Origin of the sequence: Bacillus sp. F19 (assembly GCA_023823795.1) — a bacterium.
Classification (GTDB): domain Bacteria; phylum Bacillota; class Bacilli; order Bacillales; family Bacillaceae; genus Bacillus_P.
The window spans coordinates 4,423,880-4,437,069 of record CP085710.1 but is presented as its reverse complement, the minus strand read 5'-3'; the positions used below and the strand labels follow the sequence as shown (position 1 = coordinate 4,437,069).

The following is a 13,190-nucleotide window of genomic DNA, read 5'->3' as shown; positions in this document are numbered from 1 at the left end:
AAAACAGACGCAATCTTTCTTAGCAATTGATGGGGAAATCGATTATGATAGTATTTAGAAAGCTTTCATGCGAGGTGATAGTAATGATAACGGTTCAAAATCAAAGCTTTGAACTCATTAAGGACGAAAAAAATGGATTCAATGAAGAGGCATTTAAAGCACGTTATTCAGAAATCCTCAATAAGTATGATTACATCGTCGGTGACTGGGGCTATAACCAGCTTAGACTTAAAGGCTTTTTTGATGATCAAAATCAAAAAGCTTCCTATGACACAAAAATCAGCACCCTTGATGAATACATTTTTGAGTATTGCAATTTTGGATGTGCCCATTTTGTTTTAAAGAGAATAAAGAAATAAGCCGTGGGGAAAATCCACGGCTTATTATTTTGACGTATATGGAGGTTCTTCATTTTTCTCCGGGTCGTCGTGGGCAGGATGTGCTCCCGGATACTGCCTTGGCAGATTCTGATGCAGCGATTTAAACTCATAGGTAAAAGCGCTGTAATAACGCTGACCCTCTTTCCACTCAGAGCTTTTGTTTTCCACAGGTTCATTCTTGCCCCGCGGTGCACCGTAAGGCCCCTCTGGAAAAATTTCCGGCAGGACCATATTTCTCATGTCTTCAACATTTGAAAAATCAGTATACTCCCGTTTTTCTTTATCATCCATTGTATCACCTGCTTTTTTCTAGAGATAAGAAAGTATAAAGTTCTGTGCATTGATGAAAAGCTGAATTGCCCAATTCCTCGGCCAGAACAAATCCGTCAAAATAAATTAAACCCGGACTTTTCTGCCGATCTGCCATCCTTGAGCTAAACGGGCGCTTTCTCTTTTCTGACTTAGTTTACGATGGATGACCGTATCTTATCCTTACACCATTTCATATAAAAATTCCCTCAGCTCATTTGCTTCTTCTTCCTCAAGGCTGAAAGCATGTTCAATATATCCCGGTTCGTTTAAGTCATCCTCGCCGATAATCGCAAAACGGCTGCTCAATAAATTCAGAACAAGGTGTTTTCCATAATAGCGATCTGACTTAACAATGGCTAAATCAAAGCGGCTGTTTTCACCCATGAAGCTGACAAAGCGCGTTTTTGTTTCGACTGTATCATCGTATAAATAAAATCTTTCGGACATGTTCATTTCCCCCTTGGACCAGATCATTTTATCTAATCATAGCAAACGTTTCACTTTACCGAAACAAGTTGTAAACATTTCGTTTTTCAGTGAAAGGAATTATTACCGGAATAAATTGAAATCAGCCAAATTGTGATAAAATACAATTATTGAGCGGCGCATGCGTGCTGCACTTGAAAGAGAAAGTTGGGAGTGTCAAAAGATGTATTTTGTAGATCGCGAAAAAATCGAAGAAACTCTGGTTTATTTTGAAAAAAACCTTACTCTATTTTCAGAGCACAAAGAATGGAAAACAGATATCGAAGTGAAAGCGCTTGAACGTCTTGCCCAAATGATGATTGAAGCCATACTCGATGCCGGAAACGCAATTATTGACGGTTTTATTATGAGAGACCCTGGCAGCTATGAGGATATTATCGATATTTTGCTCGATGAAAAAGTGGTTGCCGCTGCTGAAGCTGATGGATTGAAAGAAGTAATCGGTTTCCGTAAACAGCTCGTACAGGAGTATCTATTCATCGATCACATTGCACTTACAGATATCTTGAAAAAACAGTCGGATGTGCTTGACGGTTTTCCTTCCCGCGTAAGAGCTTATCTGGAAAATGAACTTGGACCGGTTTCTGCTTTTAGACATTAAAGAATAAACGTATTATAATAAATGGACGCTTCCTTTTTAAGAAGGCGTCTCATTTTTTTTCATAAAGCAAGGAGTGAGATGGATGAAGAAGTACAAAGGCTATTTAATTGACCTGGATGGAACCATGTATCGCGGCAAAGAACGAATCGAAGAAGCAAGCGACTTCGTTAAATTATTAATAGACAAAGAAATACCGTATTTATTTGTTACCAATAATTCATCAAGAACACCTCAGCAGGTAGCGGATAAATTAAATTCATTTGATATTCCTGCAGACGAGGATAAAGTATTTACAACAAGCCAGGCAACGGCAAATTACATTTATGAGAAAAAAGCAGGTGCGACCGTTTACGTGATTGGAGAAGAAGGCATTCAGCAGGCATTGATCGAACGGGGCCTGAAGCTTGTTGATGAAAATCCTGATTTTGTCGTAACAGGGATAGACAGAGACATTACTTATGAAAAATTAGCATTGGGCTGTATCGCTGTTCGAGGTGGCGCAACTTTTATCTCAACAAATGGCGATATTGCCATACCTACAGAACGCGGACTGCTCCCGGGCAACGGTTCATTAACATCGGTCATTTCTGTTTCTACAACCGTACAGCCGATTTTTATCGGTAAACCGGAAAGCATCATTATGAAACAGGCTTTAAAAGTACTGGGTACAGACTCTGAAGATACGTTAATGGTCGGCGATAACTATGATACAGATATTAAGGCGGGCATGAATACAGGTTTGGACACTCTGCTTGTCCATACTGGTGTGACCCTGCGCGAGCATTTGCTGAACTATGAGGAAAAGCCAACTTATACGGTTGATTCATTGTCTGAGTGGTTTGACAAAATTTAAAGAAGCAGATAGCGCATCGGGTTTTGATGCGCTTTTTTTATATTGTGGCAGCTAAAATAAGGGAATATAAGCTAATAAATTAGCTTGCTAAAATCAATTTTCCGCATATAAAATGGCGATTTTCGCTATAAACTTTAATACGTATGCCGGCAGCGGTGTCCAGCTGCGGCGTTTAACTCCGCTTTTAGAAAGGGTCGCCATACAAGTTAAAAGCTCCTTATATGGCGGACCCTTTTCGGTCTGCCTGGGATAACCAGGCGATTCACATTTGGGATTGTCTGGATCCGATTTTCGTTATCACTCAGTATTCTTAGCCCGATGAGCAAGCCTGCTTGATGCTGCGGCTGCGATAGCTCCAATGATATCATCGAGATAGGTATGGACCATTCCGGATGATTTATCATTGAGGAATTTAAGGATTCCAGGTTTTTCTTTGTCGATATAGCCGTAGTTCGTAAATCCAATTGATCCATAGATGTTGACGATGGACAGGGCAATGATTTCATCAACCCCATAAAGGCTTTCATCACTTTCGATAATGGCCTGAAGCGGTTCCTCAAGCATCTTTTTCTCCGCCAGAATATCTAATTGTATGCCGGTTAATATGGCATTTTGCACTTCTCTTTTTGATAATACTCGATCTATATTTTCCAAACATTGATCGATTGTTAATGAAGGATGATATTTTACTTGCAGAAAGTATACGAGTTCTGCGATATCTTCTACTTTTACTCCACGGTCCTGTATCCATTGTCTTGCTGTTTTTTCAACAATATCCATCTTTTCTTTTTCTTTCATCCATTTCACCCAATCTTGTTTTTACTATTTTACGCAAACGGTCTTCTGAATGTGTAATAAAAAATGTCAATCATTAAAAAGTGTTTAACTTAGGAACCAAAATATACATAAATGAGCAAACTTGCGATTACGATAGGGTAAGGACTTTTATATATATGGGGGAGAAACTGGTGGAAAAATTGATACGGGAACAATATGGACTTAGAGTGGCAGAGACATTCAGAGTGGGTAGTTATGATGCTTTCTCATATCATCAGCATGTCTATTTGATCGTCCCGCTGTCACATATAGACGATGAAGAGCTTTATGAACTGTATAATATGAGTCAATTTCTGCTTGAACGCGGTGACCCGTTTGTGGCGGTTTTTTTGTTAACGAAGCAAGGGAATTTATATATAGAATGGGAAAAAAGGAAATATGGAATTCTGAAAACCTCTTATGTTCCAAGTGAGCGGGTGTTTCAGGTGGGAAGAGAACTTGCACGATTTCACCAAAAAGCCAGGAGCTATCCCTATCAGGTGTCAAAGATAAGCAGAATCGGCCAATGGAAGATGCTTTGGGAAAAGCGCACAGATCAGCTTGAGGGGTTTTGGAGAGGAAAAGTCCGTTCGCAGCCGCTTGATTCTTTTGAAAAAATGTTCGCTGAATCCTTTCCATATTATATGGGTCTTGCCGAAAATGCTATTCAATACTTAGTAGACACAGAACTTGACGATGAGCCTCAGCCCATAGATTCAGCAACTGTCTGTCATCACAGATTCTATTCGGATACATGGAAATCATCAGGACTTGTCAAAATTCCGACAGATTGGGTGTTTGATCACTGCAGCAGAGATATTGCCGAATATTTAAGAAACCAATTTTTTGAACATCCCGATACTCTCCGCCAGGATGGATTTTTACTTTTAGATGAGTATGACCGGACAACGCCGCTCTCGTCTTTTTCATGGAGACTCATATACAGCCGCCTGCTGCTGCCGATTCATTATTTTGAATGCATTGAAGATTATTATTTATCATCAGAAACAGATAAACCCTATTATGAGGCAAAGCTTTCGGAAATGCTCAAGACTTCCTCCAAATACGAGGGATTCCTGAAATCATATGCACAATTACTGTCCATGCGGACGAAAAAAATTTATTTGCCTGCTATACATTGGCTTTAGGGCCTGTTCAATCCTCTCACACCTAATGTTAAGATAAAAGAAAAGGGAAAAAGGGTGAGAGGATGAAAATGCCAAAAATATTCATAACACGGAAATTTCCTGAAGAAAGATTGGAAGCGCTTAAGAATTTAGCAGAAGTGCAGATGTGGGATAAAGAGGATGAGCCATGTCCGCGGGACCTGCTGCTTGAAAAAGCAAAGGAAGCAGATGCGCTCTTGACGATGCTTTCCGACCAGGTTGACGAGGAGCTGCTTAATAAAGCAGAAAACGTAAAAGTCATTTCAAACCTTGCTGTAGGATACGACAATATTAATCTTGACTATGCGAAGCAAAAAAATGTGATTATCACAAACACACCTGATGTTTTAACAGATACAACAGCTGACCTCACATTTGCCCTCATCCTCGCTGCTGCCAGGCGGGTCATTGAAGCGGCAGACTATGTGAAGGGAGGGAAATGGACAAGCTGGAGCCCTCTTTTGCTTGCTGGAGCAGATGTTCATCATAAAACGATCGGGATTGTCGGCATGGGGAAAATAGGCCAGGCTGTGGCAAAACGAGCAAAAGGATTTGACATGAACATTCTGTATCATAATCGGTCTAGAGATTACGATGCTGAAAATAAGTTGGAGGCAGTTTATAAAAACCTGAATGAATTGCTGGCACAATCGGATTTTGTTGTCTGCATGACGCCTCTTACGAATGAAACGAAAAAGATGTTCAACGCTGACAGCTTCAGGAAAATGAAATCTTCAGCTATTTTTATTAATTCCTCGCGAGGCGGAACCGTTGTGGAGGAGGATTTGATAAAAGCCCTTGAAGAAGGTGAAATTGCAGGAGCGGGGTTGGATGTATTTGAAAATGAACCAATCAGCCCCGATCATCCGCTGTTAAAGCTTCCAAATACAGTTGCGCTCCCTCATATTGGCAGTGCGACGATTGAAACAAGATACGCTATGATCGATTGTTGTGTTCAGAATATCAAGTCGGTTTTAACAGGGAAACCACCCATTACGCCATTAAATTAGATTACTGATTTAAAGAACGGGGTATAGTGTTCTAAAACGGGAGGTTTCACAATGAACAGTTTTTTAGTGCAGTATACAGATAAAAAAACAATGGAGAGGATCTTTGATGGTCCCATTTTTCCAACGGAGGAAGAAGCCATGCTTGAAAAAGAAAAACTTGAGCGCAAAGGCCACATTGATGTAATAGTAGAAAGCGAAAATGATATACAGCTTGACCGCGAATAGAAAAAGACGTGCGATTTACCGCACGTCTTTTTTAAACGACTGATCTTCAGAGCTTGGATCCTTGATCAGATCGGATCTGACGAAGGCGCTTGCGATTTACATATTAGTATTTTCCAAAAAATATAAACCCAGTATAATTAACAAAGAAAGCGATTACATAATATATTACTGAAAATTCTCTATTGATATGCAATGGCACACTGTTTATAATGACAATAATAGAAAGTGTCTATCATACATATACAAATGTATTTACAAGAAGGACATCAAGGGAGTGGATAAATTCATGAAAGCAATTCAAGTTGGTTTATTGGGACTAGGTACAGTCGGAAGCGGTGTAGTGAAAATTATTAACGATCACCAGGATAAATTGATGCACCAGGTAGGCTGTCCAGTTAAAGTGAAAAAGGTCCTAGTACAGGATATTGATAAAAAAAGACAGGTTGAATTCGGAAAAGAGCTTCTGACGAGAAACGCTGATGAAGTTATCTGCGATCCTGAAATAGATGTCATTATTGAAGTAATGGGCGGCATCCTGCATACAAAGGAATATATTCTTCAGGCTCTTCAGGCTAAAAAGCATGTAGTTACTGCGAATAAGGATCTTATGGCCGTCTATGGCACGGAGCTTTTAGATGCTGCAACAGAAAATGGCTGTGACCTATTTTATGAAGCAAGTGTTGCCGGCGGAATTCCGATTTTAAGAAGTTTAGTAGATGGACTTGCTTCAGACCGAATCAACAAAATGATGGGAATCGTGAACGGAACAACGAATTTCATCTTAACAAAAATGAGCAAACAGGGAAGTCCATATGCAGAAGTGCTGAAAGAAGCCCAGGATCTTGGCTATGCTGAGTCGGATCCTACTGCGGACGTAGAAGGCCTGGATGCTGCGCGCAAAATGGCGATTCTCGCACGTCTCGGTTTTTCAATGCACGTAGATTTAGAGGATGTAAGTGTTAAAGGGATCAGTGAAGTAACGGATGAGGACATCAGCTACAGCAAGAGACTTGGGTATACAATGAAGCTGATCGGCATCGCCAACCGCAACCATAATAAAGTCGAAGTCAGTGTACAGCCTACACTGCTGCCCGATTATCATCCATTGGCATCGGTTAACAACGAATATAATGCTGTATATGTGTACGGAGAAGCTGTAGGAGAAACGATGTTCTACGGTCCGGGTGCAGGAAGCCTGCCGACTGCAACAGCTGTTGTTTCTGATCTAGTAGGCGTCATGAAAAATATGAGACTTGGAGTGAATGGACGAAGCGCAGTGCTTCCTCAATTTGAAAAAGCATTGAAGCAGAGCGATGAAATCTATGCCCAGCATTTCCTTCGGATTCATGTGAAAGATCAGGTGGGGGCATTTTCAACAATTACTTCCTTGTTCTCAGAACGCGGGGTCAGCTTTGAGAAAATTCTGCAGCTTCCGCTAAAAAACAGCAATCTGGCAGAAATTGTGATTGTCACGCATCAGGCATCAAACAAAGACTTTGATGAGATCCTTTCAAACCTGCTTGATCTTGAAGTCGTAAAGGGCATTAAAAGCTCATATCGCGTAGAAGGGAACGGTTACTCATGATGTGGAAAGGTCTCTTGAATCAATACCGGAATTACTTGCCCGTAAATGACAAAACACCTTTACTTACGCTTAACGAAGGAAATACCCCTCTTGTTTTTTTACCAACTCTATCAGAGCAGTTAGGGCTTGAGCTGTATGCAAAAACAGAAGGCGCCAATCCGACGGGCTCCTTTAAAGACAGAGGAATGGTAATGGCTGTTGCAAAAGCAAAAGAAGAAGGCAGTGATACAGTTATCTGTGCTTCTACGGGAAATACATCTGCTGCAGCAGCTGCCTATGCAGCCAGAGCGAAAATGCGCTGCATTATTGTCATTCCTGACGGGAAAATTGCGTTTGGAAAACTGGCACAGGCAGTGATGTACGGAGCAGAAATCATTGCTATAAAGGGAAACTTCGATCAGGCGCTGACAATGGTCCGCAGCATGTCTGAGAAGCTTCCTATTACTCTTGTAAACTCTGTGAATCCTTACAGACTCGAAGGGCAAAAAACAGCTGCATTCGAGCTTTGCGACGCATTGGGAGCAGCTCCGGATATTCTGGCAATCCCAGTCGGCAATGCCGGAAATATTTCTGCGTATTGGAAGGGTTTTTTAGAATATGACAGCATTCATCAGACTGGCCTCCCGCAAATGCACGGCTTTGAAGCAGAGGGAGCAGCTGCCATTGTGCGCAATCAAGTAATTGAAAATCCTGAAACGATTGCAACCGCCATTCGGATCGGCAACCCGGCAAGCTGGGATAAAGCTGTTCATGCAGCGGAGCAGTCAAACGGCTTTATTGATGAAGTAACAGACGCGGAAATTATTGAAGCCTATCAGCTTTTAGCAAAGACTGAAGGCATTTTTGTAGAGCCTGCTTCATGCGCTTCCATTGCAGGATTAATAAAGAGCGTGAAGAAGGGCGTTTATCAAAAGGGAGCTAAAGCAGTTGCTGTTTTAACAGGAAATGGATTAAAAGATCCAAACGTAGCTGTTGATCTCTCTGAAATCAAACCAATCGTGCTTCCTAACGATGAACTTGCTGTTATGGAGCAGCTTAAGGGAGTGGGTGCATGGTGAAGGAAGGCGACATGTTAAAGATAAAAGTTCCCGGAAGCACGGCGAACATTGGACCTGGCTTTGATTCTGTCGGTCTTGCTGTAAATCGTTATCTGGAACTGAGGGTTACTCCTGCTGAAACATGGTCTTTTATTCCGTTAAATGAGGAAATGCTCACTATCCCAAGAGATGAAGAAAACCTCATTTATCAAGTTGCAAAAAGAGTGGCATCATCTTATGAATCTGTCCTGCCCAGCTGTACAGTTGAGGTATGGAGCGATATTCCTATGGCACGGGGGTTAGGGAGCAGTGCAGCTGCTATCGTGGCGGGAGTGGAGCTTGCAAATGAATTATGCTCTTTAAAGTTAAGTATGCATGAAAAGCTGCATCTGGCCAGTATTATTGAGGGTCACCCGGATAATGCAGGAGCATCTTTGTACGGAGGATTAGTAGTGGGGCTTCATCAGGAGCAAGAAACAGAATTGGTAGCCGTTCATGAAGTCGACGTAGATCTAGTGGCAGTTGTTCCTCCATACAAGCTGTATACAAAAGATGCCCGTGACGTCCTTCCCGGGTATTTGGAATACAGCGGGGCAGTAGAGGCAAGCGCAGTCAGCAATGTTTTGATAGCCGCTGTTCTGTCAAACAACTGGCCACTTGCAGGGAAAATGATGCAAAAAGATTTATTTCACCAGCCGTATCGCGGTACTTTGATTAAGGAGCTTTCGAAAGTACATAAAGCGGCTATGGATGCAGGTGCATATGGCGCGGCTCTCAGCGGTGCTGGGCCTACTGTCTTGGCATTTACGGCTAAAGGGAAAGGGAAAACACTCGCTAAACTGCTTAAAGCGCAATTTCCTAAATGTGAAGTCGAAGAGCTGGCACCAGTATTAGAGGGATCAAATGTTTATTATGAAGCCCGTTCTGGACAAGTTCGGAATTCGATTGGATAGGGCATTCTCGTGTGAGGATGCTTTTTTTGTTTTGAGAGGCTGATCAGCCTTAGTTTTGGATGTTTCTGTTCAATTTCAAATAATCTATTTTAAGACGCTTCAGAAGGAAATTTATTTAGCTTGTCGAAATAAATAGAATAACGGAAAAAAATTCAAGGGAAAGTATGGTGTTGATCAAAATGGAAAGTGTAAAGCAAAAGAGAGGGATGACAGCTGAAGACTTATACAAGCTGAAGTCAGTCAACGATCCTCAAGTTTCACCGTGCGGTACAAAGGCCGTTTACGTTCAAACGTCAATTCACGAAGAAAAACATCAATACATATCAAATCTATTTTTAACAGACTTAGAAAAGAATATTTCCAGTCAATGGACATATGGTGAAGGTAAAAATGCTTCTCCGAGATGGTCTCCTGATGGCAGCCGTCTTGCTTTTATATCAGATCGCAATGGAAAGAATCAGTTGTTTCTCATGTCAGCATCTGGCGGCGAGGCTAAAGCACTCACAAAAGAACATTTATCTGTCTCACAGCCTGTCTGGAGTCCCGATGGCAAGAAAATACTTGCAGCTATTTCTTTAGCGCCAGAGGACAAATTAGACAAAGAGGATAAGGATGAGAAAAAGCTGCCGGAGCCGCTCGTAGTTGAGGATATGAGGTACAAGTCTGATGCAGCCGGTTTTGTAAAGAACCGTAAAAGGCAGCTTGCGATTGTGGATGTGAAAACAGGGGAGCTTGAACTTTTCGGTTCAAGGGAATTTGATTATAACGATGGAGCCTGGTCCCCGGATGGGAAAGCGCTTGCGTTTACTTCGAATATGACGGACGATCCCGATCAAACTTTAATCTCAGACGTTTTTATTCTATCTTTAGATACTAATGAGCAGCAGCAGCTGACGAACAGCAATGGTTTCTTTGGCAATCTATCCTGGTCGCCGGATGGAAGCTATCTATCTTTTCTTGGTCATGAAAAAGAATTCCAAAGTGCGACTTTCTCAAAAATTTGGCTGTACAGAATGGAAACAGAAGAGTTATCGTGCTATTCAGCTGACTGGGACGTTCACATCAGTGATGCCGTTGTAGCGGATTTTATATCTGGAAGTGTGAATCCAGGTCTTATTTGGACAGAGGACAGCCAGGGATTTTACTTTATTTTAACCGATCAGGGCAATACGGGTGTCTATTATGGATCGCTTGAAGGACAAACCTTGCCGGTAAGGTTTGAACAGGAGCATGTGTACGGGTTATCGGTTCACCCTGGCAGTCATACTGCAGTTCTCGGAATCAGTTGTCCTGATCATCCTTGCGACCTGTATTTCTTTGATTTCAGCACAGGGGAAAATCGTCAGCTTACACATGTAAATGATGAATTCTTACAGGAAATCGAGCTCGCTGTACCTGAAGCAATTAAGTGGAATGCAGAAGATGGACTTGAGCTTCACGGATGGATCATGAAGCCGGTTGGATTTAAGGCAGGCGAAAAATACCCGCTCGTTCTTGAAATTCATGGCGGTCCGCACGCCATGTATGCCAACACTTATTTCCATGAGTTTCAGATGCTTGCAGCAAGCGGAAAAGCCGTCCTCTATACAAATCCGCGGGGAAGCCATGGATATGGACAGCATTTTGTTGATCAGGTGCGCGGTGATTATGGAGGAAGCGACTATACCGATTTAATGAGTGCAGTGGATTATGCTCTTGAAAGCTATGATTATCTTGATAAAGATCGATTAGGTGTCACAGGAGGCAGCTATGGCGGGTTTATGACAAACTGGATTGTCGGTCATACAAACCGGTTTAAAGCAGCTGTTACACAGCGTTCAATCAGCAACTGGATCAGCTTTTACGGAGTGAGTGATATCGGCTATTACTTTACAGAGTGGGAAATCGGAGGCAATTTGATCGATGATTTTGATAAACTGTGGCAGCACTCGCCGTTAAAATACGTCACAAACGTAGAAACGCCTCTATTGATTCTTCATGGCGAAAAAGACTACCGCTGTCCTGTAGAGCAGGCTGAGCAGCTTTATATCGCTTTAAAGCGCCTGAAAAAAGAAACAAAACTCGTGCGCTTTCCAGAGGCGAATCATGAATTATCCAGAAGCGGCCATCCTAAGCTTAGGATCGACCGGTTAAATCATATAAAGAATTGGTTTAGCGAATATTTATAAGCATAAAAAAAGATGGTGAGCGGGCTCACCATCTTTTCATTTTCATTAGAATACTTGTTCTACCTCTACAACACCCGGTACTTCTTCAAGAAGGGCGCGTTCAATCCCTGCTTTAAGTGTGATTGTTGAACTTGGGCAGCTGCCGCAAGCTCCTAAAAGGCGTAATTTTACGATGCCGTCTTCTACATCAACTAGTTCACAATCCCCGCCATCACGAAGCAAGAATGGGCGTAATTTATCTAATACTTCCTGTACCTGTTCTACCATTTGAGTTTCTGTTGTCAACTTAATCGACTCCTTCCTTATCCTGCTATTATATTCAAAAAAACGCTAAAAATCTATTCATATGATTGAAGTAAAATCTGTTAATGCCACTATTTTAACATATTCCCTGGCGAATAAAAATGGATACTTTCAGCATATAAGTTTTCATGGAAAAAAAACGCTTCCTCCCTTACAATGAAACTTAAGAAAAGGGGGAATACGATTGAAAAAGCAAGTGGAAGTGTGTATATATGGAGCTGAAGTATTATGCCCAAGCTGTGTAAATCTTCCCTCATCAAAAGAAACATATGAATGGCTGGAAGCAGCAATTTCAAGAAAATTTCCGCAGCAGCAGTTTAAAATAGAATATGTTGATGTATTTTCGCCTCAAGACAATCCTGAAAAAAAGAGTTTTGCGGAGAAAATCGCAAATGATGAGTATTTTTACCCTTTGGTTGTTATTAATGGAGTGGTAGTAGGAGAAGGCAATCCGAAATTGAAAACCATTTATGCGGAAATGGAGAAGCATGGGTATGTTTCTGCTTAATGATTTAACGTGCAAGTGCAGCTTGCTGAAAGTGTTTTTTTATTATTTGAACAAATAATAAATTGAATGATCCAAGTTCCGGGCGCTCACCCCATAAAAAATCCCTCAAATTAAAGCAAAAACGCAAGGCATCTCATTGCCTTGCGTTTTTCTTATCCATTATGGTAGAGCTTTAACAGGCGGTCTAAGTCCTTCCATGAAAGCTGAATTTGAAAAATGGTTAGATGCTCGTGGATGGTTTTATGAAGAAGTTAAAAAGAAATGATTAAAGCCCTTCTCTTAATTGAGAGGGGCTTTTTTTATTTACCAGTAACTATTTTCGAATACTTCAATTTCAATGTTGACCCAACTTTTCAAGTGGATAGTATATTGGTCTATTCTCCCAGTAAATAAGTCTGACTTATCTTTTACACCCACTATAGAGGATATCAATTCTTTATCGATGTATAAGTTATTGCCATCTAATTCTTCATGAATTACAATATTTTCTCCTCTTAATTGTGTCACCATATAATAATCTAAGAAGGTGTCAAATATGCTTAGAAGAACTTTAACAGATAAACAAAATGAAGTATTAAATGCCTTATGTGATTTTATTAATAAAGAAGGACTGCCACCTTCATACAGGGATTTGATGAAAATCGTAAATCTTAAATCATCTTCCACAATAAAGGGTCATCTGGATTGTTTAAAAGCTAAAGGATTTATCACTTGGGAGCCAGGATTGCCTAGGACTTTGAAGATAATAAGTCAAAATAAAACCGCCTAATTATGGCTAAGGGGTTCC

The 13,190-nt window shown here is 41.1% G+C and carries 15 protein-coding genes and 1 pseudogene; 12 read left to right on the top strand and 4 right to left on the bottom strand.

The annotated features are described in order from the left end of the window. The first annotated feature begins 83 nt into the window (after positions 1–83). Complete coding sequence (locus tag LIT25_22885; GenBank protein ID USK36386.1) at positions 84–359, top strand: YutD family protein; 276 nt, start codon at positions 84–86, stop codon at positions 357–359. Positions 360–383: 24 nt separating this feature from the next. On the opposite strand, the gene LIT25_22880 is transcribed toward LIT25_22885, so the two are convergent. Both LIT25_22880 and LIT25_22875 read right to left on the bottom strand, forming a co-directional pair. Further along, a complete protein-coding gene (locus LIT25_22880; protein ID USK33332.1) occupies positions 384–671 on the bottom strand; it encodes a cytosolic protein in 288 nt (95 codons plus the stop codon). Between the two features lie 201 nt (positions 672–872). Beyond that, the gene (locus LIT25_22875; GenBank protein ID USK33331.1) at positions 873–1,139 is read right to left on the bottom strand and encodes a DUF3055 domain-containing protein; all 267 of its coding nucleotides are present in this window, start codon (positions 1,137–1,139) and stop codon (positions 873–875) included. Positions 1,140–1,341: 202 nt separating this feature from the next. On the opposite strand from LIT25_22875, the gene LIT25_22870 reads away from it, so the two are divergent. Both LIT25_22870 and LIT25_22865 read left to right on the top strand, forming a co-directional pair. Continuing rightward, positions 1,342–1,779, top strand: coding sequence for a DUF86 domain-containing protein (locus LIT25_22870; protein ID USK33330.1), 438 nt, complete (start codon positions 1,342–1,344; stop codon positions 1,777–1,779). 82 nt (positions 1,780–1,861) lie between these two features. Then, positions 1,862–2,632 carry a TIGR01457 family HAD-type hydrolase gene (locus tag LIT25_22865; GenBank protein ID USK33329.1) on the top strand — a complete coding sequence of 257 codons (771 nt, stop codon included), beginning with the start codon at positions 1,862–1,864 and terminating at the stop codon, positions 2,630–2,632. A 297-nt stretch (positions 2,633–2,929) separates the two neighbouring features. On the opposite strand, the gene LIT25_22860 is transcribed toward LIT25_22865, so the two are convergent. Then, positions 2,930–3,430 (bottom strand): phosphatidylglycerophosphatase A, encoded by a 501-nt coding sequence (locus LIT25_22860; protein ID USK33328.1) that lies wholly within the window; start codon positions 3,428–3,430, stop codon positions 2,930–2,932. Between the two features lie 170 nt (positions 3,431–3,600). Between LIT25_22860 and yutH the strand changes: the two genes are divergently transcribed. The 7 genes from yutH (at position 3,601) to LIT25_22825 (ending at position 11,592) form a co-directional block, all read left to right on the top strand. Then, the gene (gene yutH, locus LIT25_22855; GenBank protein ID USK33327.1) at positions 3,601–4,596 is read left to right on the top strand and encodes a spore coat protein YutH; all 996 of its coding nucleotides are present in this window, start codon (positions 3,601–3,603) and stop codon (positions 4,594–4,596) included. Positions 4,597–4,658: 62 nt separating this feature from the next. Further along, positions 4,659–5,624, top strand: coding sequence for a D-glycerate dehydrogenase (locus tag LIT25_22850; GenBank protein USK33326.1), 966 nt, complete (start codon positions 4,659–4,661; stop codon positions 5,622–5,624). Between the two features lie 51 nt (positions 5,625–5,675). Then, on the top strand, positions 5,676–5,849 hold the full coding sequence (locus tag LIT25_22845) for a hypothetical protein (protein ID USK33325.1): 174 nt from the start codon (positions 5,676–5,678) through the stop codon (positions 5,847–5,849). A 286-nt stretch (positions 5,850–6,135) separates the two neighbouring features. Beyond that, the gene (locus LIT25_22840) at positions 6,136–7,434 is read left to right on the top strand and encodes a homoserine dehydrogenase (protein ID USK33324.1); all 1,299 of its coding nucleotides are present in this window, start codon (positions 6,136–6,138) and stop codon (positions 7,432–7,434) included. Further along, positions 7,434–8,492, top strand: coding sequence for a threonine synthase (thrC, locus tag LIT25_22835; protein USK36385.1), 1,059 nt, complete (start codon positions 7,434–7,436; stop codon positions 8,490–8,492). Before LIT25_22840 ends, thrC begins: the two co-directional genes overlap by 1 nt. Continuing rightward, positions 8,489–9,424, top strand: a complete 936-nt coding sequence (gene thrB, locus LIT25_22830) for a homoserine kinase (protein ID USK36384.1) — start codon at positions 8,489–8,491, stop codon at positions 9,422–9,424. Before thrC ends, thrB begins: the two co-directional genes overlap by 4 nt. Before the next feature lie 179 nt (positions 9,425–9,603). Further along, positions 9,604–11,592, top strand: a complete 1,989-nt coding sequence (locus LIT25_22825; protein ID USK33323.1) for a S9 family peptidase — start codon at positions 9,604–9,606, stop codon at positions 11,590–11,592. Positions 11,593–11,637: 45 nt separating this feature from the next. Here LIT25_22825 and LIT25_22820 read toward each other — a convergent pair. Continuing rightward, positions 11,638–11,934: pseudogene (locus LIT25_22820) on the bottom strand (NifU family protein). A gap of 145 nt (positions 11,935–12,079) precedes the next feature. On the opposite strand from LIT25_22820, the gene LIT25_22815 reads away from it, so the two are divergent. Then, positions 12,080–12,403: a YuzD family protein gene (locus tag LIT25_22815; protein USK33322.1), complete on the top strand. Its 324-nt coding sequence runs from the start codon at positions 12,080–12,082 to the stop codon at positions 12,401–12,403. 535 nt (positions 12,404–12,938) lie between these two features. Then, entirely contained in the window at positions 12,939–13,172 is a 234-nt protein-coding gene (locus LIT25_22810) for a transcriptional regulator (protein ID USK33321.1), read from the top strand. The last annotated feature ends 18 nt before the right edge of the window (positions 13,173–13,190 follow it).

Bases quoted from the DNA above. Each gene is read 5' to 3' on its own strand.
- LIT25_22885 (USK36386.1), top strand. From the start codon at position 84: ATGATAACGGTTCAAAATCAAAGCTTTGAACTCATTAAGGACGAAAAA.
- LIT25_22880 (USK33332.1), bottom strand. From the start codon at position 671: ATGGATGATAAAGAAAAACGGGAGTATACTGATTTTTCAAATGTTGAA.
- LIT25_22875 (USK33331.1), bottom strand. From the start codon at position 1,139: ATGTCCGAAAGATTTTATTTATACGATGATACAGTCGAAACAAAAACG.
- LIT25_22870 (USK33330.1), top strand. From the start codon at position 1,342: ATGTATTTTGTAGATCGCGAAAAAATCGAAGAAACTCTGGTTTATTTT.
- LIT25_22865 (USK33329.1), top strand. From the start codon at position 1,862: ATGAAGAAGTACAAAGGCTATTTAATTGACCTGGATGGAACCATGTAT.
- LIT25_22860 (USK33328.1), bottom strand. From the start codon at position 3,430: ATGAAAGAAAAAGAAAAGATGGATATTGTTGAAAAAACAGCAAGACAA.
- LIT25_22850 (USK33326.1), top strand. From the start codon at position 4,659: ATGAAAATGCCAAAAATATTCATAACACGGAAATTTCCTGAAGAAAGA.
- LIT25_22845 (USK33325.1), top strand. From the start codon at position 5,676: ATGAACAGTTTTTTAGTGCAGTATACAGATAAAAAAACAATGGAGAGG.
- LIT25_22840 (USK33324.1), top strand. From the start codon at position 6,136: ATGAAAGCAATTCAAGTTGGTTTATTGGGACTAGGTACAGTCGGAAGC.
- thrC (USK36385.1), top strand. From the start codon at position 7,434: ATGTGGAAAGGTCTCTTGAATCAATACCGGAATTACTTGCCCGTAAAT.
- LIT25_22825 (USK33323.1), top strand. From the start codon at position 9,604: ATGGAAAGTGTAAAGCAAAAGAGAGGGATGACAGCTGAAGACTTATAC.
- LIT25_22810 (USK33321.1), top strand. From the start codon at position 12,939: ATGCTTAGAAGAACTTTAACAGATAAACAAAATGAAGTATTAAATGCC.